The sequence below is a fragment of the Labrenzia sp. THAF35 genome (assembly GCF_009363595.1).
Taxonomy (GTDB): domain Bacteria; phylum Pseudomonadota; class Alphaproteobacteria; order Rhizobiales; family Stappiaceae; genus Roseibium; species Roseibium algicola.
Genome location: NZ_CP045380.1, coordinates 4,528,245 through 4,548,246, shown reverse-complemented (window position 1 = coordinate 4,548,246; position 20,002 = coordinate 4,528,245). Strand labels below are relative to the sequence as shown.

The window sequence follows — 20,002 nt, the reverse complement described above, 5'->3', positions numbered from 1 at the left end:
AAAGCGGTAAAGCGCCTGGGCGCAGGCCTAGGAATCGCGGCGATGGCGATGGTCACGCCCCTGGTTTCTGCAAACGCTCAAAAAATCGAAAACCCGGTCGCAGTCTTTTCGGGCCTCGACAAGATCACCGGACGTATCATCTCCTTCGATGTTTACATTGGTGAAACCGTCCAGTTCGGTGCGCTGCAGGTCACGCCAAGAGTTTGTCACACGCGCCCTCAGACAGAATCGCCTCTCACGACCGGTTTTGTTCAGGTCGATGAAATCACGCTCAACAACGAAGTACGGCGGATCTATTCCGGCTGGATGTTTGCAGCCAGCCCGGGCCTCCACGCGGTTGAGCACCCCGTGTACGATATCTGGCTGACCGATTGTAAACTTGCCTCAAGCGTTCCGCCGCCAGAAGATTATGCCGGTCCTCCGATTAAAGGCACCGTTGCAGAGGGCGAAGACCCGTTGGCTGGACCTGACGACGGTGTGGATACTGGTCCGGGCGTGCCGCGTCCGAAACCCTTCCAGGGGTAGGCAGAAGTCGGAAAACGGCTTTGGGTCTTATCGCGTAAACCGTTCTGCTCCCCTGGTCGCGAGCCCGGAATAGAGTTCTTGCGACAAAGACAGCCCGCAACCTTCGACCATTCGGCGTGACGTTGTGTTCGTTGCCGCTACCAGTTCATAGACATGTGTCGCGGAAAGTCGTGTCAGTGCAGCGTCCGCCATCAGCGCATTGACGTAAGTGCCGAGCCCTTTACCGCGATGTTCGGGAGCAACGGCAACGAGACCACCCCAGGCATAACTGTGATAGGGGCTGTGATGATTGTGCGGCAGATAGGCGTGGGCACAAGCAGCAAGACTGCCGGCGTCATCCATCAACCCGACGGAAACAACCGCACCATGATCGCCATTCAGGAACGATCCTGAGAACGGAGCGATTCCAGCCGTTGCCATGAATTCCTGGAACGAACGCGTCAGCGGACCCTCTGCGCCGTCAAGCTCTGAAAATGCGCGAATGCCGCCTGGAAGGGCGGTTGAAAGGGTCGGCCTTGTTGCGTCGCGGATCGCATTTGTGTCGCCCACGAAGACATCCCAGGTGTCCAGCCGGTAGCCGTTTTCTGTCAGAGCGTTTTCCAGGTCGGGCTGACGGGCTTTTTCAAGCAGACGAAACCCGAACACGCCATCTTCTGCCAGTACTTCGAAAATGGTGTCGAGCCCCAGGGCATCAGGATCGTCCGTACCGAGCGTGCGTACATTGCAGCAGGCTCCGGGCGTCTTCATGGTCCAGCCGTAACGTTCTTCCGCTCGCTGCTGGAGCTTGATTTGCTGTTCCGTCCCGAAGTAGCCGGCCATCGTGTTCACGCCTCCCGGTTCTCAATCTGGGAAATCAAGGCAGGCAAATACCGGTCTGTCCAGTCTGCTAATTGTTACAGGGACTTGGCGGTTGCTCTCAATTGCGTGCAGGGTACCCTGGAGCGCGCAATTCAAAGCCAGTCTTGGAAGTGGTGAACCCGAGGTTCTTGTAGAACCGATGAGCGTCCTTGTTGGCTGAACCCGACAGCAACATCACCTTGAAACATCCGGCCGAAAACGCCTTGTCGGTGGCAACACGAAGTAGTGCCTTTCCAATTCCGCTCCCCCGCCAGTCGGCATGTGTAACGACATTTTCAACAAGGGCGAATGGTGCGCAGCCACGCGTCAGATTAGGCACGACAATCAGCATGCAGGTCGCAACCAATGTGCCTGCCAGTTCTCCGACAAGCAAATCGACACCGTGTTGCGTCAGGATCTGGTGAAAAGTTTCGAGGCGAAAATCATCATCAGCGGCAATGTCGTTGGAAATCAGTTGGGCATAGAGCGCGCAAAGTCCCTGGAAATTTTCGGACTTTGCCGAGCGAATGACGAGACTGTCTGTTGAGACGGGCATGAGAACCGCAGGCGTTCGGACAAATGAAAAGCCCGCCGGGTGGCGGGCTTCGGTGTTGTGTCAGTCGATGTCGACGTAATCGGATGGCGTCAGCCCAAGCCGCCCATCCACATAGGTGCCGCAACGCTGCATGAGCTCGTCCATATCGTTTTCGAAGAAATGGTTGGCTCCCGGAATGGTTTCGTGATCGATCACGATGCCTTTCTGGGTTTTCAGCTTGTCGACCAGCGTCTGCACATCCTTCTGCGGAACGACCTTGTCGTTATCACCATGAATGATCAGGCCGGAGGACGGGCAGGGGGCCAGGAACGAGAAGTCGTGCAGGTTTGCCGGTGGGGCGACCGAGATGAAGCCTTCCACTTCAGGGCGGCGCATCAGCAACTGCATGCCGATCCAGGCACCGAACGAGAAACCGGCAATCCAGCAGGCGCGGGCGTCTGTATGAACGGTCTGCACCCAGTCGAGAGCCGCCGCTGCATCGGACAGTTCGCCCTGGCCATGGTCGAAGGAGCCTTGCGAACGGCCGACGCCGCGGAAGTTGAAACGCAGCACTGCAAATCCGCGCCGGGCGAACATGTAGTACATCTGGTAGACGATCTGGTTGTTCATCGTGCCGCCGAATTGCGGATGCAGATGCAGAACCAGGGCAATGGGCGCGTTGCGTTTTCTGGCGGGATGGAACCGGCCCTCAAGCCGGCCGGCGGGACCGTTGAAGATCACCTCAGGCATGAAACGCTATGTCCTTGTCATTTTGTCGCGCAGAAGAAGATCGCGCGGTAATTTGGGCTCACGATACGTGGTTTCCCGTAAGTCTAAACTTGACTCTTTGTCTCCGAGTTTCTAGAACCCTGTTTAGAATTATTCGAAAGTTCGCACCATCCCTCAACAGGCAGACGATGCTCGGTTCGACCGGTTGGGGGCAGTTATCGTCATCATGGCGGAAAAATTCAAGGTTTTTCGCACATGTAGCTGATAGTAAAGCGAAAATTCGATTCTTTGCGAAACTCGAGTTCAAGCGTAAGAGGCGCTATGCAGCAGCAGTCAGCCCCGATCTATCTGGACCACAACGCCGGCGCGCCTTTGCGCGAAACCGCGCGTGAGGTCATGGTCGAGGTGCTGAATGATGCAGGCAACGCATCCTCCGTTCATGCTCACGGCCGCAAGGCGCGTGGACGCATTGAAACTGCACGCGAACAGGTCGCCCGTCTTTGCAATGCCAGGAACCGTGCTGTGACATTTGTGTCCGGCGGAACGGAAGCGAACATGACGGCGCTATCACCGGCCTGGCAAGACCAGGGAGCGCCCGTTTACCTCGACAAGTTGTTCAGGAGCGCTATCGAGCATCCTTCCGTGATGACTGGCGGACGCTTTGCGGTTTCCGATCAAGTGGTCATACCTGTCGACAGCGATGGCCGTGTTGAGCTCGGTGCCCTCGAACTGGCTGTCAAGGACGCCGGGCCAAGCCTCATTTCCGTGATGGCTGCCAACAATGAAACCGGTGTCATCCAGCCTCTTGCCGAAATCGGTGCCATTGCCGAAAGACACGGCCACTTCTTTCATGTCGACGCGGTTCAGGCTGCCGGCCGGATGCCGATCGATCTGGAAAGCTGGAAGGCAGATGTCCTGACGCTGTCTGCTCACAAGTTCGGTGGTCCGCAAGGCATCGGCGCGGTTGTGGTGCGCTCAACAGCCCGGGTTCCTGCGCCTTTGATGGTTGGTGGTGGACAGGAAAACTGGCGCCGTGGCGGCACGGAGAATGTTTCGGCAATCGCCGGCTTCGGCATTGCCAGCAAAGCCGCTCTTGAAGAATCCGCCGATACGCGCCATCTGACCGATATGAAGGCGAAGCTCGAAGCCGGGCTGTGCGCGATTTGTCCTTCGACAGTTATTTTTGGCGACAAGGGCGAAAGACTGTCCAACACCTGTTGCTTTGCCGTTCCGGGCATTCCGGCAGAAACCGCGCTGATCGCTTTCGATCTCGACCATATCTCGGTTTCATCCGGTTCAGCCTGTTCTTCCGGCAAGGTTTCCGTGTCTCATGTGCTGACAGCCATGGGCGTTCCGGAAGATCTTGCCCGCTGCGCGTTGCGTATCAGCATGGGGTGGAATACCAGCGGCGCCGATATCGACAGGTTCCTTGAGCTGTGGCCGAAAATCGTCGGCAGGCTCAATCCGCAAGCACGTCATCAGGCGGCTTGACGACAAGATTTAGGCAGCTTCGCTGCCAGACATGGCGCAGGTGACAAGGTCCCTGCAGGAAATAACAAAAGCAGGCACGAGGCCTGTTGAATGGAGGCAAGACATGCCAGCTGTACAGGAAACCATCGATACGGTGAAAGCCATCGATGTCGACCAGTATAAATACGGCTTTGTGACCGATATCGAGTCGGAAAAAGGCGCCAAAGGCCTGTCCGAGGAAACCGTTCGCTTTCTGTCGGCTAAAAAGAACGAGCCGGAGTGGATGACCGAATGGCGCCTTGATGCGCTCCGCCGCTTTCAGCAGATGGAAGAGCCGACCTGGGCGCGCGTTTCCTACCCGAAGATCGATCTCGACGACCTCTATTACTGGGCGTCTCCGAAATCCGTCGAAGGCCCGAAAAGCCTGGACGAAGTCGATCCGGAACTGCTGGCGACCTACGAAAAGCTCGGTATTCCGCTGCGCGAGCAGGAAATCCTGGCCGGTGTCGAGCCCAAGAACCGGGTTGCGGTCGATGCTGTGTTCGATTCAGTTTCCGTCGTCACCACGTTCAAGGAAGAGCTGAAAAAAGCCGGTGTGATCTTCTGTTCCATTTCCGAAGCGCTGCGCGAATATCCGGATCTGGTGAAGAAATATCTCGGCTCCGTCGTTCCGGTGACCGACAACTACTACGCGACGCTGAACTCGGCCGTCTTTTCGGATGGATCCTTTGTCTATGTTCCTGAAGGCGTTCGCTGCCCAATGGAACTGTCGACCTATTTCCGTATCAACGAACAGAACACCGGTCAGTTCGAGCGCACGCTGATCATTGCCGAGAAGGGCGCCTACGTGTCCTACCTGGAAGGCTGTACGGCACCTCAGCGCGACGAGAACCAGCTTCATGCCGCTGTCGTTGAACTGGTGGCCCTGGATGATGCGGAGATCAAATACTCCACCGTTCAGAACTGGTTCCCGGGCGACAAGGACGGCAAGGGCGGCATCTATAATTTCGTCACGAAGCGTGGCGACTGCCGCGGCAAGAATTCCAAGATCTCCTGGACGCAGGTCGAGACCGGATCAGCGATTACCTGGAAATACCCGTCCTGCATCCTGCGCGGCGAAAATTCGCGTGGCGAGTTCTATTCGATCGCGGTTTCCAACGGCTACCAGCAGGTCGACAGCGGCACAAAGATGATCCATCTGGGCAAGAACTCTTCCAGCCGGATCATTTCCAAGGGCATTTCCGCAGGCAAGTCCCAGAACACTTATCGTGGCCTGGTTTCCGCTCACCGCAAGGCCTCGAATGCACGCAACTTCACCCAGTGTGACTCGCTCTTGATTGGCCAGGACTGTGGTGCGCACACCGTGCCTTACATCGAGAGCAAGAATGCCTCGGCCCAGTTCGAACACGAGGCGACCACCTCGAAGATCTCGGACGACCAGATGTTCTATTGCCTGCAGCGCGGATTGTCGGAAGAAGAAGCCGTGGCGCTGATCGTCAACGGTTTCGTCAAGGACGTCATCCAGCAGCTGCCCATGGAATTCGCCGTCGAGGCACAGAAGCTGATCTCGATCAGCCTGGAAGGATCCGTGGGCTAAAGGGCCCTGCAAAGTTACGAATTGATTTGGGCCTTGAATGCCCGCCGAAATACGAGGAACAATCTCAATGCTTGAGATCAAAAACCTGCATGCCCGCATTGCGGAAGACGAAACAGAGATCCTGCGCGGCATCGATCTGACCATCAATGCAGGCGAAGTACACGCCATCATGGGACCGAACGGTTCCGGCAAGTCGACGCTGTCCTACATCCTGGCCGGCAAGGACGACTACGAGGTTACCGAAGGCGAGATCCTGTTCAACGGAGAAAACCTCCTTGAGATGGAGCCGGATGAGCGCGCTGCTGCGGGCCTGTTCCTGGCGTTCCAGTACCCGATCGAGATCCCGGGTGTTGCCACCATGGAATTCCTCAAGACGGCGATGAACGCACAGCGCAAGGCACGCGGTGAGGACACGCTGTCGATCCCGGACTTCATGAAGCGCGTCAAGGAAGCCGCCGGCCACCTGAACGTGTCCATGGACATGCTGAAGCGCCCGCTCAATGTAGGCTTCTCTGGTGGTGAGAAGAAGCGTGCGGAAATTCTGCAGATGTCCTTGCTGGAGCCGAAGCTGTGCGTGCTCGACGAGACCGATTCCGGCCTCGACATCGACGCGCTCAGGATCGTTTCCGAAGGCGTGAACAAGCTGCGTGGTCCGGATCGCGCCATGGTGGTGATCACCCACTATCAGCGTTTGCTTGACCACATCGTTCCGGACGTCGTCCACGTTCTGTCCAAGGGCCGCATCGTCAAGACCGGCGACAAGGACCTGGCGCTGGAGCTGGAAAAGAACGGTTACGCCGACTACATCGACACGGCCGCCTGAGGGAGCAAAGCGATATGAACGCCAGCGCACCCATCAAACACACCCAGGCGGAAAGCGACCTGCTGGAGCGTTTCGACAGCGCGAAAGACGGTTTGGCCGGCTCGGTTGCCGTCAAGGCTCTGCGCGAAGCGGCGCTCGGCCAGATTCGGGACCGTGGACTGCCGCATCGCCGGGTAGAGGAATACAAGTATTCCGACCTGCGTGCCTACATGAAGTCGGCTGCCTCCCTTGCGGGTGCAACTGACGCGGCCATTGCCAGCAAGCTGATCGAGACACAGGACGGCTTCGGAGATCTCGACCGGTACCGCGTCGTCGTTGCCAATGGGTCCTATCTTGCCGAGCTTTCGGACGTGGAAGCGCTCGCAGGCGAAGGTGTAACCCTGACAAACGTTGCAGATACTCTTGCCGGCGAAACAGGCACCCAGTTGATTGCGTCGCCAAAGACGGGACCGTCCGACGGTGTCGTTGCCTTGAACACTGCCTTCCTCCAAGGCGGCGTCGTCATGACAGTCGAGGCGGGCGTGGAAGTGTCCAAGCCGGTCGAGCTGGTTCAGGTGGCGACTTCCAAGGGCGCTCAGGCCGTCCGCAACCGCATCGAACTTGGCGAAGGCGCAAAATTACGTCTTCTGGAGACCTTTGTCGGAGATACCGGTGAAGGCGAACTGAACACGGTGTTTGACTACGATCTCGCCGACAAGGCAGCGCTTGCTGCCACGCGATTGATCGTCGGCAAGACGGACGCCGCGCAGCTGTTCACGACAATCGCTACGCTAGGCGCTGAAACCGAGCTGAAATCGCTTGGCTTTGTCGCTGGGCCGCAGTTCACGCGTAACCAGCAATTCATCAACTTTACCGGTGAAAACTCCGAAGCGAAGATCTACGGCGTGACCATGGCTGGCGGTAAATCGCTGGCTGATCAGACGCTGATCGTCGATCATGCTGTGCCACACTGCAACAGCCGCGAGTTCTTCAAGACCGTGCTGGACGGTGAGGCCAGGGGTGTCTACCAGGGCCGCATCAACGTGGCCCAGCATGCGCAGAAAACCGATGGCGAGATGATGACCCAGGCTCTGCTCCTCTCCGAGGATGCGGAAATGGCGAACAAGCCCGAGCTGGAGATTTTCGCGGATGACGTATTGTGTGCCCATGGTGCGACCAGCGGACAGATAGATGAAGACCTGCTCTTCTACCTTCGCGCCAGAGGCATTCCGGAAGACGAGGCAAAGACCCTTCTGGTACTCGCTTTCCTGTCCGAAGCGATTGAAGAATACGGCGAGGATGATGTGACTGAAGGCCTGGAAGCGCGCGTGCGTGACTGGCTTGCCAATCACTGACATCTGAAGCGAACGGGAATAAGGAGCAGCGCCGCATGACGGTCGCGACCGCAGAAGAAACAACCGGCAACACCGGTTACGACGTCGAAACCATCCGTCGGGATTTTCCGATCCTGTCACGGGAGGTTTACGGCAAGCCGCTGGTCTATCTGGATAACGGTGCTTCCGCCCAGAAACCCCAGCAGGTGATAGATGCGGTGACCAAGGCTTACTCGGAGGAGTACGCCAACGTTCATCGTGGCCTGCATTTCCTGTCGAATACCGCAACGGACAACTATGAAGCCGCGCGCGAGAAAGTGCGCCGTTTCCTGAATGCCGGATCCGTCGATGAGGTGGTTTTCACCAAGTCCACGACCGAAGCGATCAACCTGGTGTCATATGGCCTCGGGCCCGACTATTTTGCCGATGGCGGTGAAATCGTTCTATCGATCATGGAGCACCACTCCAACATCGTGCCGTGGCATTTCCATCGGGAGCGTCACGGTGCAAAGCTGAAATGGGTCTATGTTCGCGAGGATGGCTCATTCGATCTTGATGCCTTTGCTGATACCTTGACGGACAAGACAAGACTGGTTGCGCTCACGCACATGTCGAATGTTCTAGGCACGGTCGTTCCGGTGAAGGAAGTTTGCCGGATCGCGCATGAACGGGGCATCCCGGTGCTTGTGGACGGAAGCCAGGCGGCCGTACATCTTCCTGTCGACGTTCAGGACATCGACTGCGATTACTATGTCTTCACGGGACACAAGGTCTATGGGCCGTCGGGCATCGGGGTCCTGTGGGGCAAGCCGGATCGGCTGAAAGCCTTGCGTCCTTTCAATGGTGGCGGCGAGATGATCCTCGACGTGACCGAGGACCTTGTTACCTACAATGAACCGCCGCACAGGTTTGAGGCCGGGACGCCGCCGATCGTGCAGGCAATCGGTCTTGGCGCGGCGCTCGACTATATGGATGCGATAGGCCGACAAAACATTGCACGCCACGAAGCAGATCTGAAGGACTATGCCCACCGGAAGCTGCGCGAGATCAACTCGCTGCGGATTTTCGGGGATGCGCCGGACAAGGGCGCAATTGTCTCGTTCGAACTGCAGGGCGCCCACGCGCACGACGTTGCCACGATCATCGACCGGGCAGGGGTCGCCGTGCGGGCAGGGACCCATTGTGCACAGCCGCTCTTGGCAAGATATGGTGTGACCTCTACATGTCGGGCAAGCTTCGGGCTTTACAACACGCGTGCGGAAGTGGACGCGCTGTATGAAGCCCTGTTGAAGGCTCAGAGCTTTTTCGGGTAAGGACGGACCCCATGGAAAACGCTACCACAATCGATACCGGCGCGGACGGCGAAGAGTTGCAGACGGAAGTCTCGGCCAAGAGCGCCATTCCGGCAAATGAACTCGACCAGCTGACCACCGATATCATCGGTGCTCTAAAGACGGTCTACGATCCGGAAATTCCGTGTGACATCTATGAGCTTGGCCTGATCTACAAGGTCGATATCGAGGACGACAGGTCGATCAACATCGACATGACCCTGACGGCCCCTGGCTGCCCTGTGGCTGGCGAAATGCCGGGCTGGGTGGAAAATGCCGTTTCTGCGGTTGCAGGGGTGGGGCCGGTCAACGTCGATATGGTCTTCGACCCTCCCTGGACACCCGATCGCATGTCTGACGAAGCGAAGGTTGCGCTCAACTGGTATTGAGCTTCAAGCCTTTAATCGGATAAGCTGAAACCCCATATCAGGTTTAGCATTCGCTGCACTGAACGAGGATCATATGGCTTCCGCCGCTAAATTCCAGGTGATGACCCTGACTGACGCCGCCGCTGAGCGCGTGAAGGAACTTGTCGATAACTCCGACAAGAATGCCATCGGCTTGCGTGTCGGTATCAAGAAGGGCGGCTGTGCCGGTATGGAATACACCATGGAAATGGTGGATGCGGCGCGGCCAGGTGATGATGCCGTTGAAGATAAGGGGGCGAAACTCTTCGTGGATCCTTCTGCCGTGCTCTTTTTGCTCGGCACGGAAATGGACTTCGAAGTGACCAAGTTCCGTTCAGGCTTCATCTTCAAGAACCCGAATGAAGTGTCCGCCTGTGGCTGTGGGGAATCCGTTTCGCTTCAGGCTGCCGACCTGAATGCCCTGGCACGCTGATCGCGCCTTTCTATCTATTCGATGAGATTTTCATGAGCCTTTTCGAGCGGCTGAAGGCCGACGCCGGTCCGCAATGGTCCGACTACACCCGTCACGCATTTGTTCAGCAGCTTGGCGCGGGAACGCTGCCGCTATCTTGTTTCAAGCACTACCTGGTTCAGGACTATCTGTTTCTCATTCAGTTCGCCCGCGCTTATGCGCTTGGCGTCTACAAAAGCCCGTTAGTCGCCGACATGCGTCAGTCACTGGACGGGGTAAAGGCGATTCTGGATGACGAACTCGATCTGCATGTCGAGATGTGCCGCAGTTGGGGCATGGAGCGTGACATGATCGAGCAGGCGCCAGAAGACACGCCCACAATGGCTTATACGCGCTTTGTGCTCGATGCCGGTATGGCTGGTGATCTCCTGGACCTTCAGGCAGCTCTTGCACCTTGCGTAATTGGTTATGCGGAAATTGGAGCCAGGCTGGCAGCGGAAGGTTGCGACACCGATGGCAATCCCTACGCACGCTGGATCCGGGAATACGCCAGCGAAGGCTATCAGGAACTCGCAAAGGGCTTTATCGCCTGGCTCGACGGAACTGCAGGCCAGACGTTGACGGAGCACCGCTATCCGCGCGTCCTGTCCATTTTTGAGAAGGCCTGCCGACTGGAAAGTGATTTCTGGCAAATGGGGCTGAATGCAAAAGACTGAGACAGTTTTCTGCTCAGCCCCTGTTTTTCCGATGGATTTTGAGACCCGATACTTGATCGGAGACGATGCCTTGGATCAGGCAACGTCTTCCCGCTGATCCACTCCTGCAAGATCCTTTTCAGTCTTCACAAGGTTTCGACCGGCATCTTTTGCAAGGTAGAGCGCTTCGTCCGCGCGCGAAACGATGGAATGGACCGTATCGATGTTCTCGTAGGTTGCGATGCCGACAGAGATGGTCACACGGCCGAGATTTTCTCCCGTTGAACGTTTCACGAGTTCTTTGGACATCACCGCATTTCGAATGTTCTCGCCAATTTCAGCGGCATCTTCGAGCCCGACATGTGGCAGAATGATCGCAAATTCCTCACCGCCATACCGGCAGGCGATGTCCTGTGCCTTGATGTTCTGTTTAACCGCAAGTGCGACAAGTCGCAGAACCTGGTCGCCAGTCTGGTGGCCATAGGTGTCGTTGAACTTCTTGAAGTGATCGATATCGGTCATCAGCAAGGAGAAGCCACGACCGCTCTCCTTTGATTGATCGATGACACGTTCAATCGAGTTCTCGAAGTGTTTGCGATTGTTGAGTGTCGTCAGCTCGTCCGTCAGGGATTCGTAGCGGATCGCTTCCAGTGACGACTGCAGGTTCTCAATGTGTTTCTTGGACTCAAGCAGCTGGCTCTCAAGCTTGCGGTTGGACGCAACTGCATTCTGGGTCGATTTCACCAGATGTGTGACGTAGTTCTGTAATTTCTCCGGATCGGAAACTGACCTGATCTTTTCGCCTGCCTGCTCGAGCGCGGTGCCATAATCGGACGTGGCGTCAGCACTCAGCTTTAGCGTGTCAACCAGTTCTTCAACTTCCCGGGAAACCTTGGAGCCAACTTCATCCAGGCGATCACCGAGCCGTGTCGGCGACAGGAAGCGACCGTAAAGGGTCAGCATCTCGTCGGTGCTGATCCTGCCGTTGGATTTTATGGACTCATTGACGGCCCTGTTCAGGCCTTGATTGTATCCAGCCGCGTAAGTGTACCAAAGCTCGTAGGAACGAGGGTAGGCTGGCAGCACATTCTTCTTGATGTAACTGATTGCGGACTCTCCATACTGGATAGTCCGCTTATGGTCGTCTTCATCCGCCATCAAGTTTCTCTCACCCATGCCTTGCGAATCCGCCCCACACGGACACAAGAACTAGGTTTTAAACTCGGCTGGAAGGTTTAAGGAGCCGTTAAGCTTAAAGCGAAACCTGGAGAGAATTCGGCGTTACGATGCCTTTTTAGGCCGTGGCTCACGCAGGAGAAACGCAGGAATGTGAACGCCAGCACCGAAGGCAGGTTCCAGTTTATCGTTTCTGGAGCGCTTTCCAGTCTGCCGTTGCGGCAGGTTTGAGACCGGTGTCGGGTTCAGCATTTCAGGGAGTTCCTCCATCTGCTCTTCCACGACTTCGCGTGGCTTACTCTGCGACCGGCGACGATTGGAGGGCTTGGGTTGTTCGGCAGCCTCGTTGTCGTTGCTCGACCGTGCGTTCCTGGAAGGCTTGCCGGCCTTGCGGCGTGCCTTGCGTTCCTGAGCTGCAGCTTCGAAGTCTATCGCATCGCCCAGCCAGTCGATGTCCTTCTTGATCAATGTCTGAATGGCATCGAGGTATTTCTGGTCTTCACCGGTTACGAGCGTGAAGGCTGTGCCCTTGCGTCCGGCGCGGCCCGTCCGGCCGATCCGGTGGACATAGTCTTCGGCATTGCTCGGAACATCGAAGTTGAAGACGTGGCTGACCTCGGGAATATCGAGGCCACGCGCGGCAACGTCACTCGCGACAAGGAGCTTGATCGTTCCCTTCCGGAAATTGTCCAGCATCATCATGCGTGTACGCTGGTCCATGTCGCCATGGAGAGCGCCGACGTTGTATTCATGACGCTCCAGAGACCGGTAAAGCGTCGTCACGTCCCGTTTGCGGTTGCAGAAGACAATCGCATTCTTGAGGTCTTCAGCACCTTCCAGCAGTTCGCGCAGGGCTGCGCGCTTTTCGTAGTCCTTGGACTCGGCTGCCTTCAGAAACTGAGCGACGTTTTCAGCCGTCGACGAAGTCGGAGCGACTTCGATACGGGCCGGATTCTGCAGGAACGTTTCGGTCAGACGCTGAATTTCCGGTGGCATCGTCGCCGAGAAGAAAAGAGTCTGACGAGTGAACGGGATCAGTTTGCAGATCCGCTCGATATCCGGAATGAAGCCCATGTCGAGCATACGATCGGCTTCGTCGATGACGAGAATTTCAACGCCCTGCAACAACAGCTTGCCGCGTTCGAAGTGATCAAGCAGACGGCCAGGCGTCGCGATCAGAACATCTGTGCCACGGTCGAGCTTCTTGTCCTGGTCGGAAAAGGAGACGCCGCCGATCAGCAGGGCGACATTGAGTTTATGGTTGGTGCCGTATTTGGCGAAATTTTCTTCAACCTGCGCAGCGAGTTCGCGCGTCGGTTCCAGGATGAGCGTACGCGGCATCCGCGCACGAGCGCGGCCCTTTTCGAGCAGCGTCAGCATGGGCAATGTGAAACTTGCAGTCTTGCCGGTTCCGGTCTGGGCAATGCCAAGGATGTCGCGGCGCTCAAGCACCTGCGGAATGGCGCCCGACTGGATTGCCGTGGGTTCCTTATAACCTGCTGCTTCAACTGCAGCGAGGACCTTCTCGCTAAGACCGAGAGTATTAAATGCCATGGAGCGCTTTGCCCGAATGTTGTGATTGTTAATCGGCGGCGCCGTGGGAACCGCCGGTGCCAATGTGCGCACACCCTACATTCATGCGCTCAGGTGTCAATGCGCTTGAGAGGTAAAATCTCAAGAAAATCGAGTAATTCCGAGTACGATTTGCCATCTCAGTTAATAGTGCAACCAAGTTGGTTCATGAAATCGGCTGGAAAATCAGTATGCGTTGCCCAAAATGCAGGCGCAAACGAAGGTATGTGTTTCCGAAAGTATCGCTTCAGCCGGTATTCGATACGTAAAATTGCGCAGCGTCAGGCAGAAAGAGCCACCGGTTTGTAGAACAGGTCGTAGTCTGACTTGTAGCGCCGCCGCAGCTGCTGAACCAGGCTGTCTTCGGTAAAGGACAGCAGCGTGTCCCTGCCGACAAAATTGTCCACGTGATACGCGACAGGAGATTTCGTGCGGAACCTGAGAGAGCTTTCCGAAAGAAAAGTTGCGAATGACTGGTCGAAATCTTCAAGCTGCAAGATCAGATCGGCCGTCAACATGCCTTTGTAGGTGAGGGCAGCTGTCTGGCTGCGAAACAGATTGTCTGCTTCCAGGTCCGAGATCGACGCAACGTGTGACACGAACTCCTGAGGTGTCATGTCCTGATTGAACTGGCGCTCTTCATAGTAGGCAGGAAGCGGATCGGCACTCAGGATGACTTTCTCATAACAGTAGGCCAACCGATGCATCGGATCCTGGACCCAGGCCGCGACTTTCATTTCGGGATGCCGCCGCTTGAGTTCGCGTGCTGTCAGTAACTCCACATTCCCATGGAAGAGCAGCCGTTCCGTGGCGGCGGTCCGAAGATCAAAACCGGAAAGGGCCTTGAGCTTGTCGGTACCGGCAAGGCAATGAAGAACCGGGCGCAGAAGTTGAAAAGCAGGTTCTGCGATACGGGCAAAGGCGATCTTGTGCTTGGGAAAAGCCAGGAAGACATGATTTCGCAAGGGGCGAAGCCGTCTGTCCAGTATCGAATACATCCGGTTTAACATGCTACGTTTCCGACCGGTCAAATAGGCAGTGCGGGCAAAAATATACGCCCGCCCAACCTCTTCAAAAAAAGATATAGATCAAAATACCTGCTGTTGCGGCTAAATATCAAGATCCTCAGCGAATTCAGCGTTGTCCTGAATGAACCGGAAGCGCGCTTCCGGCTTGTTGCCCATCAGCCGTTCAACGGTGTCGTTGGTGTCTGTTACAGCTTCTTCTTCGACGACGACCTTCAGCATGGTCCGCTTGGACGGATCCATCGTCGTTTCCTTCAACTGAGCCGGCAACATTTCACCCAAACCCTTGAAACGGCCGATTTCCACCTTGGATTTACCCTTGAAGACGGTGTCCATCAATTCGTCTTTATGGGCATCGTCGCGTGCATAGAGGGTCTTCCCCCCCTGGGTGAGACGATAGAGTGGTGGCACGGCCAGGAAGAGATGGCCGCCACGGATTAGCTCCGGCATTTCGCGGTAAAAGAAAGTAATCAAAAGTGATGCAATGTGGGCGCCGTCGACGTCTGCATCCGTCATGATGACGATCTTCTCGTACCGCAGGTCACTTTCCCGGTATTGGGAGCGCGTGCCGCAGCCAAGGGCCTGGATGAGATCGGCGAGCTGCTGGTTGGCAACGAGTTTGTCGCGGCCGGCGTTTGCAACGTTCAGGATCTTGCCGCGCAACGGCAAGACGGCCTGGTTGGAACGGTTGCGCGCCTGTTTGGCCGAGCCACCTGCCGAGTCACCCTCCACGATGAAGAGTTCGGTGCCATCGGACTGGTTTGCCGAGCAGTCGGCAAGTTTGCCCGGAAGGCGCAGCTTGCGCACGGCTGTCTTGCGGGCGACGTCTTTTTCCTGGCGACGGCGCAAGCGCTCATCCGCGCGATCGATCACCCACTCCAGAAGCTTGTTTGCCTGGTTGGGGGAGGCCGTCAGCCAATGGTCAAATGCATCTCGGACAGCCGTCTCCGCAATGCGCGTGGCTTCGTTGGTCGCCAGTTTGTCTTTGGTCTGGCCGACGAATTCGGGCTCACGGATGAAGACGGACAGCATTCCGCCGGCTGATGTCATCACATCATCGCCGGTGATGATGGATGCCTTCTTGTTGTTTGTCAGTTCGCCATATGCCTTGAGGCCGCGCAGCAGGGCATATCGAAAACCCGCTTCGTGAGTTCCGCCTTCCGGTGTCGGCACGGTGTTGCAGTAGGAACTGACAAAGCCATCGCCGGCAAACCAGCTCACTGCCCATTCCACGGATCCGTGTTTGCCGGCGTTGTCGGTGCGGCCGAAGAACACGTCGTCGACGACACGGCGTTCCTTGGTCAGTCTCTCGTTGAGAAAGTCGCGAAGACCGCCGGGGAAGTGAAACACGGCCTCGGCCGGTGTCTCGTCCTTTTCAGACAGCAATTCAGGTGCGCAGTGCCAGCGGATCTCGACACCGCCAAAGAGATAGGCCTTGGACCGTGCCATCTTCAAAAGGCGCGCCGGGACAAATTTGGCGCCTTTGCCGAAGATTTGATCGTCTGGTTTGAAGCTGACCTGGGTCCCTCGTCTGTTCTGGGTGTCGCCAACCAGCTCGAGAGGACCCTGGGCGTGACCGCGGCGGAAAATCTGGCGATAGAGCTTGCGGCTGCGTGCGACCTCTACAATCAGTTCCTCTGACAGCGCGTTGACCACGGAAATTCCGACACCGTGCAGACCGCCAGAGGTCTCATAGACCTTGCTGTCGAACTTGCCGCCCGCATGTAGCGTCGTCATGATCACTTCGAGTGCGGACTTGTCCTTGAACTTCGGGTGAGGGTCGACAGGAATACCGCGGCCGTTGTCGGTGATCGTCAGATATCCATCGTTGGAAAGCGACACGTCGATCCACGTCGCATGGCCGGCAACCGCCTCATCCATGGAGTTGTCGATCACTTCGGCAAAGAGGTGATGCAACGCCTTTTCGTCAGTGCCGCCGATATACATGCCTGGCCGGCGCCGAACCGGCTCGAGCCCTTCGAGAACCTCGATGTCGGCCGCTGAATAATCGTCGCTGACCGCGACTGGCGCAACGGGACGCGGCTTTTGCGGAGCTGGGGCGGGCTCATCTTGTGTCATTGGGGCAGAGACCGCCGCGTTGCCTGCAAACAGATCGTCTTTTGCGCTCATTCCGTATCGCCTGATGGGTCTTGGGTCACAGTTTCTACAAACTCAGCGCTGTTACCTACACCGAATCATGTCTCAGTTTGAAGGACAAAGATAGAACGGCAAAGGTAATTGGCCAAAAGCCCCCGTTTTCAACAGCCCTGGGCCCAAAAATCCGATCTGGAAACACATCATCAACCCGCCTGTGATGAAATAAGGGTCTTGAATGAGAGAGGGGCGGTCACAATATGTGCTAATTCCGCAACAGTTACTGACAGAGTCATTTGCAGGGCCCCGGTTTACCGCCGTTGCCCCTGTTCGGCCATGTTTGCCCGTCACCCGTTACGCTAATGTCTGGGACGACCAGATCGGGATCAACTCCTGAAGTGGTTCACAGTCCGGACAAAAGTGTCAGGAAATGGTCTTATTTCGGCGTCGTATGGCCCAACTTAAGACGAAATGATCGGCCAATTTAGGCCACTCCGAAACAGTGGGTCCCGCAGGCATATGCTTTTGGGACCAAAGAGACAGCAAATGCGCTTGGCGCGGACAAATAACAAGAAAGTCCGTCGGGGATCTGTTTCGTTGCCGACGGATAATAGTGTGACTGGGATGCCTAAGAACAGCACAAAGCTTCAACGCATGGGAAGAGCCGGAACCGTGCTCGGTGCGTTGATCCTGATCGGCCTGACAGGGCCCGTGGCCGCCTTTGACGGTCAGCCGGCGCCTGCACGGGCGATCGGTCCGAACGATCTTTCCCCGTCTGAAGCACTGCGGGCCGGTGCCCGCCAATATTATTCCGGCGACAAGGCCGCTGCACTTGGGTCGCTGCAGTATGCCGCCGAAAACGGTCAGCCCATGGCCGCCTGGAAGCTGGGCGAAATGTATGCCTCCGGCGACGGCGTCAAGGAAGACGACCTCAAGGCGTTCGAATATTACAGTCAGATCGTTCGTGAGCACGGGGAAGATCGCCCCGATGCACCGGATGCTCCCTTCGTCTCAAGCGCCTTCGTTGCGCTCGGTTCCTACTATCTGAACGGCATCGACGGCGCTGTGCCCAAGAATGAATCACGTGCCCGTCAGATCTTCACGCATGCCGCGTCCTATTTCGGCGATGCCGATGCCCAGTATGAACTTGGCCGCATGTACCAGGAAAACAACAGCCGCATGGCCGTTCGTTGGTACAATCTTGCCGCGCTCAAGGGACATGTGGGTGCCCAGGCACGCCTTGGTGAAACGCTCTATGCACTCGGTACGTCGGACAAGAAAAAAGCTCGCGGCCTGATGTGGATGACCGTTGCCCGGGAACAGGCCAAGGGGACGGATGCCAGCTGGATTCATTCCATGCACGAGCAGTATTTCGCGGTTTCGCCCGAGCCTGTCAGGCAGATGGCCAGATCAATGGCTGACGGATGGTTGAAGCAAAATCGCCCGGACGTGCTCACCGCACAGCAGTTGCCCGCACAATAACCTCAAGCTCATAGAGACCGATCTGAACACCAGGTGCGTGTGATCGGCTGCAATGGCTTTCGCACAGCCAAGTCATGTCTTGCTCCGGTTCGAAGCTGGAAAGTGCCAGGGCTGCAGAAAATCCGCTTTATCTTATGATTGGACTTCAACCGAAGGATGAGCCGGTGTCGTCGGACGCTTGGTCGTGAATTTATCGATCGCAGGGCTTTGAATTTGGGTCAGTGGGCAAGGCGCGTTGCTGATCTGCCAGGACGTGTTGTTCAGCACCATTTCACATGTCGCCATTCGCAGCCCGGATGGGCTCTTCAGGCAGATAGATTCACCTACGCCGTATTTCTCGCCCTGGTATCGGCAGGTACACGAGACGTCTTGCGCCCGAGCCGCGCTGCCTGACCCAAGAACCAGACCGAAAATCAGTCCGGAAAACAACCATGCGGTGACAGTAAAGACCGAACGACCGGCAATCGAAGTCGTTACCGGTATGTCCTTTCCGCATGTCGCCGTCGCGGATGTTGGTCGGCTGAGCGTCATCCCATGATGGAAAAAAGCTTACCATGACGTCAGCCGACTGCAAGCCCGGTTTCCGGGCACGCACCGCGCTTCACGCCTGCATCAGCAATGGAGCTGGATTTCTGGAGGCGGTTTCAGTCTCAAGCAGCCAGCTTCACCCAAACTGGCACATGATCCGACGGCTTTTCCCAGCCGCGCACATGCTTGTCGATACCGCAGCCTGAGAACCGGTCTGTGGCCTGCGGAGACATCAGAATATGATCGATCCGAATGCCGTTGTTTTTTTGCCAGGCACCTGCCTGATAGTCCCAGAACGTGAATGTTTCCGGCGCTTCGCTGCAGGACCGGACTGCTTCGGTCAAGCCGAGGTGGGTGAGGGCACGGAAGCGTTGCCGGCTCTCAGGCTGAAAGAGAGCGTCTTCCAGCCAGTTCTGCGGGTTCTTGGCATCCACGGGATCGGGGATCACATTGTAGTCTCCCAGCAGCAGGAATGGCGTTTCCTCTGAAAGACGCATTTGAGCATGCGCAATCAAGCGGTCCATCCACTCGAGCTTGTACGGAAATTTTTCTGTTCCCAGCGGATTGCCGTTGGGAAGGTAGAGGCAACCGATTCGAACCTGGCCGCTATCCGTCGACAGACTGCCTTCAATATAACGGGCCTGTTCGTCCGCGTCGTTTCCGGGCAAGCCGCGCTGAATATCAGTCAGCGGCGTCTTGGACAGAAGCGCCACGCCGTTGAAACCCTTTTGGCCGTGCGTTTCGACCACGTAACCGAGGTCTTCAAACGGTTGACGGGGAAAGTTCTCGTCGACGGACTTGATTTCCTGAAGGCAGGCGACATCCGGAGACGCTTCCTTGAGCCACTCCAGGACAGTGTCGATACGTGCCTTGACGCCGTTTATGTTCCAGGTCGCAATTTTCATGAGCGCGGTTGCCTCAATTGTTCGAAACTGCCGGGGCAACCGGCGTCAATGCGGTATCGCAACAGTGTCAGATCGTGAAACTGGTGCCGCAGCCACATCCGGCGACCGCATTCGGGTTGTTGATCTGAAAAGATTGGCCAATCAGATCATCGACGAAATCGATTTCCGATCCGCTCATATATTGAAGGGAAATGGAATCGATCAGAACCGTTGCCCCCGGCTTTTCGATCACCAGGTCGTCGTCTTCGCGGCTGTCGACCACGTCATATTTGTACTGCAGTCCGGAACAGCCGCCACCTTCTACGCTGACACGCAGCATGCTGCCGCCCGGTTCCTTGGACAAAATCGATGCAATGCGCTTGGCAGCGCGGTCGCTGACTGTTACGCCAATTTCAAGTGTTTCGGTCATCTTTCACCGACTCGCTTAGTTCCGGCAATGTGCGGGAACGTTAAACCTGATTTGTTCAGATAAGTATGTTTTGCGACCGCCCGCGTCAATGTGTTGCCCGCGGCCCGAGCAACAGCAAACGCAGACCGGTTCTGTGA

19 protein-coding genes are annotated in these 20,002 nt (G+C 56.7%); 10 read left to right on the top strand and 9 right to left on the bottom strand.

The genetic code is table 11. From position 1 onward, the window contains the following. Positions 1–42: 42 nt before the first annotated feature. Positions 43–525, top strand: a complete 483-nt coding sequence (locus tag FIU93_RS20800) for a DUF2155 domain-containing protein (protein ID WP_152507659.1) — start codon at positions 43–45, stop codon at positions 523–525. Positions 526–552: 27 nt separating this feature from the next. Here the strand turns inward: FIU93_RS20800 and FIU93_RS20795 are convergent, their stop codons facing one another. From FIU93_RS20795 to FIU93_RS20785, 3 genes are all read right to left on the bottom strand, one after another. Next, positions 553–1,344: a GNAT family N-acetyltransferase gene (locus FIU93_RS20795; protein ID WP_152506600.1), complete on the bottom strand. Its 792-nt coding sequence runs from the start codon at positions 1,342–1,344 to the stop codon at positions 553–555. A gap of 97 nt (positions 1,345–1,441) precedes the next feature. Next, positions 1,442–1,918, bottom strand: a complete 477-nt coding sequence (locus tag FIU93_RS20790; protein WP_152506599.1) for a GNAT family N-acetyltransferase — start codon at positions 1,916–1,918, stop codon at positions 1,442–1,444. Positions 1,919–1,978: 60 nt separating this feature from the next. Next, positions 1,979–2,647, bottom strand: a complete 669-nt coding sequence (locus tag FIU93_RS20785; protein WP_022998747.1) for an alpha/beta hydrolase — start codon at positions 2,645–2,647, stop codon at positions 1,979–1,981. 300 nt (positions 2,648–2,947) lie between these two features. Between FIU93_RS20785 and FIU93_RS20780 the strand changes: the two genes are divergently transcribed. The 8 genes from FIU93_RS20780 (at position 2,948) to tenA (ending at position 10,695) form a co-directional block, all read left to right on the top strand. Then, a complete protein-coding gene (locus FIU93_RS20780; RefSeq protein WP_152506598.1) occupies positions 2,948–4,117 on the top strand; it encodes a cysteine desulfurase family protein in 1,170 nt (389 codons plus the stop codon). Between the two features lie 103 nt (positions 4,118–4,220). Next, complete coding sequence (gene sufB / locus FIU93_RS20775) at positions 4,221–5,693, top strand: Fe-S cluster assembly protein SufB (protein ID WP_031268546.1); 1,473 nt, start codon at positions 4,221–4,223, stop codon at positions 5,691–5,693. A 67-nt stretch (positions 5,694–5,760) separates the two neighbouring features. Further along, on the top strand, positions 5,761–6,516 hold the full coding sequence (gene sufC, locus FIU93_RS20770) for a Fe-S cluster assembly ATPase SufC (RefSeq protein ID WP_006933229.1): 756 nt from the start codon (positions 5,761–5,763) through the stop codon (positions 6,514–6,516). 14 nt (positions 6,517–6,530) lie between these two features. Next, positions 6,531–7,850, top strand: a complete 1,320-nt coding sequence (gene sufD / locus FIU93_RS20765) for a Fe-S cluster assembly protein SufD (protein WP_152506597.1) — start codon at positions 6,531–6,533, stop codon at positions 7,848–7,850. Positions 7,851–7,885: 35 nt separating this feature from the next. Then, the gene (locus FIU93_RS20760; RefSeq protein WP_152506596.1) at positions 7,886–9,142 is read left to right on the top strand and encodes a cysteine desulfurase; all 1,257 of its coding nucleotides are present in this window, start codon (positions 7,886–7,888) and stop codon (positions 9,140–9,142) included. An 11-nt stretch (positions 9,143–9,153) separates the two neighbouring features. Beyond that, a complete protein-coding gene (locus FIU93_RS20755; RefSeq protein WP_006933232.1) occupies positions 9,154–9,549 on the top strand; it encodes an SUF system Fe-S cluster assembly protein in 396 nt (131 codons plus the stop codon). A 73-nt stretch (positions 9,550–9,622) separates the two neighbouring features. After that, positions 9,623–10,000, top strand: a complete 378-nt coding sequence (gene sufA, locus FIU93_RS20750; RefSeq protein ID WP_077292918.1) for a Fe-S cluster assembly scaffold SufA — start codon at positions 9,623–9,625, stop codon at positions 9,998–10,000. Between the two features lie 32 nt (positions 10,001–10,032). Continuing rightward, the gene (gene tenA, locus FIU93_RS20745; RefSeq protein ID WP_152506595.1) at positions 10,033–10,695 is read left to right on the top strand and encodes a thiaminase II; all 663 of its coding nucleotides are present in this window, start codon (positions 10,033–10,035) and stop codon (positions 10,693–10,695) included. A 75-nt stretch (positions 10,696–10,770) separates the two neighbouring features. On the opposite strand, the gene FIU93_RS20740 is transcribed toward tenA, so the two are convergent. From FIU93_RS20740 to parE, 4 genes are all read right to left on the bottom strand, one after another. Then, a complete protein-coding gene (locus FIU93_RS20740) occupies positions 10,771–11,850 on the bottom strand; it encodes a GGDEF domain-containing protein (RefSeq protein ID WP_208984159.1) in 1,080 nt (359 codons plus the stop codon). 105 nt (positions 11,851–11,955) lie between these two features. Beyond that, a complete protein-coding gene (locus FIU93_RS20735; protein WP_055654145.1) occupies positions 11,956–13,404 on the bottom strand; it encodes a DEAD/DEAH box helicase in 1,449 nt (482 codons plus the stop codon). Between the two features lie 299 nt (positions 13,405–13,703). Next, complete coding sequence (locus FIU93_RS20730; RefSeq protein WP_152506594.1) at positions 13,704–14,432, bottom strand: sulfotransferase family 2 domain-containing protein; 729 nt, start codon at positions 14,430–14,432, stop codon at positions 13,704–13,706. Positions 14,433–14,531: 99 nt separating this feature from the next. After that, positions 14,532–16,577, bottom strand: coding sequence for a DNA topoisomerase IV subunit B (gene parE, locus FIU93_RS20725; protein WP_152506593.1), 2,046 nt, complete (start codon positions 16,575–16,577; stop codon positions 14,532–14,534). A gap of 588 nt (positions 16,578–17,165) precedes the next feature. Between parE and FIU93_RS20720 the strand changes: the two genes are divergently transcribed. Next, the gene (locus FIU93_RS20720; RefSeq protein ID WP_173013998.1) at positions 17,166–18,023 is read left to right on the top strand and encodes a tetratricopeptide repeat protein; all 858 of its coding nucleotides are present in this window, start codon (positions 17,166–17,168) and stop codon (positions 18,021–18,023) included. Positions 18,024–18,673: 650 nt separating this feature from the next. Here FIU93_RS20720 and xth read toward each other — a convergent pair. Together xth and erpA are read right to left on the bottom strand one after the other, a co-directional pair. Continuing rightward, positions 18,674–19,456 carry an exodeoxyribonuclease III gene (gene xth / locus FIU93_RS20715; protein WP_152506592.1) on the bottom strand — a complete coding sequence of 261 codons (783 nt, stop codon included), beginning with the start codon at positions 19,454–19,456 and terminating at the stop codon, positions 18,674–18,676. A gap of 67 nt (positions 19,457–19,523) precedes the next feature. Continuing rightward, positions 19,524–19,865 carry an iron-sulfur cluster insertion protein ErpA gene (gene erpA, locus FIU93_RS20710; RefSeq protein ID WP_022998733.1) on the bottom strand — a complete coding sequence of 114 codons (342 nt, stop codon included), beginning with the start codon at positions 19,863–19,865 and terminating at the stop codon, positions 19,524–19,526. Positions 19,866–20,002 lie beyond the last annotated feature (137 nt).

Coding starts and splice junctions, on each gene's coding strand:
- sufB (WP_031268546.1), top strand. CDS start 4,221: ATGCCAGCTGTACAGGAAACCATCGATACGGTGAAAGCCATCGATGTC.
- FIU93_RS20785 (WP_022998747.1), bottom strand. CDS start 2,647: ATGCCTGAGGTGATCTTCAACGGTCCCGCCGGCCGGCTTGAGGGCCGG.
- erpA (WP_022998733.1), bottom strand. CDS start 19,865: ATGACCGAAACACTTGAAATTGGCGTAACAGTCAGCGACCGCGCTGCC.
- xth (WP_152506592.1), bottom strand. CDS start 19,456: ATGAAAATTGCGACCTGGAACATAAACGGCGTCAAGGCACGTATCGAC.
- FIU93_RS20720 (WP_173013998.1), top strand. CDS start 17,166: ATGCCTAAGAACAGCACAAAGCTTCAACGCATGGGAAGAGCCGGAACC.
- FIU93_RS20800 (WP_152507659.1), top strand. CDS start 43: ATGGCGATGGTCACGCCCCTGGTTTCTGCAAACGCTCAAAAAATCGAA.
- FIU93_RS20740 (WP_208984159.1), bottom strand. CDS start 11,850: ATGGGTGAGAGAAACTTGATGGCGGATGAAGACGACCATAAGCGGACT.
- sufD (WP_152506597.1), top strand. CDS start 6,531: ATGAACGCCAGCGCACCCATCAAACACACCCAGGCGGAAAGCGACCTG.
- sufA (WP_077292918.1), top strand. CDS start 9,623: ATGGCTTCCGCCGCTAAATTCCAGGTGATGACCCTGACTGACGCCGCC.
- FIU93_RS20780 (WP_152506598.1), top strand. CDS start 2,948: ATGCAGCAGCAGTCAGCCCCGATCTATCTGGACCACAACGCCGGCGCG.
- FIU93_RS20735 (WP_055654145.1), bottom strand. CDS start 13,404: ATGGCATTTAATACTCTCGGTCTTAGCGAGAAGGTCCTCGCTGCAGTT.
- tenA (WP_152506595.1), top strand. CDS start 10,033: ATGAGCCTTTTCGAGCGGCTGAAGGCCGACGCCGGTCCGCAATGGTCC.
- parE (WP_152506593.1), bottom strand. CDS start 16,577: ATGAGCGCAAAAGACGATCTGTTTGCAGGCAACGCGGCGGTCTCTGCC.
- sufC (WP_006933229.1), top strand. CDS start 5,761: ATGCTTGAGATCAAAAACCTGCATGCCCGCATTGCGGAAGACGAAACA.
- FIU93_RS20760 (WP_152506596.1), top strand. CDS start 7,886: ATGACGGTCGCGACCGCAGAAGAAACAACCGGCAACACCGGTTACGAC.
- FIU93_RS20730 (WP_152506594.1), bottom strand. CDS start 14,432: ATGTTAAACCGGATGTATTCGATACTGGACAGACGGCTTCGCCCCTTG.
- FIU93_RS20795 (WP_152506600.1), bottom strand. CDS start 1,344: ATGGCCGGCTACTTCGGGACGGAACAGCAAATCAAGCTCCAGCAGCGA.
- FIU93_RS20755 (WP_006933232.1), top strand. CDS start 9,154: ATGGAAAACGCTACCACAATCGATACCGGCGCGGACGGCGAAGAGTTG.
- FIU93_RS20790 (WP_152506599.1), bottom strand. CDS start 1,918: ATGCCCGTCTCAACAGACAGTCTCGTCATTCGCTCGGCAAAGTCCGAA.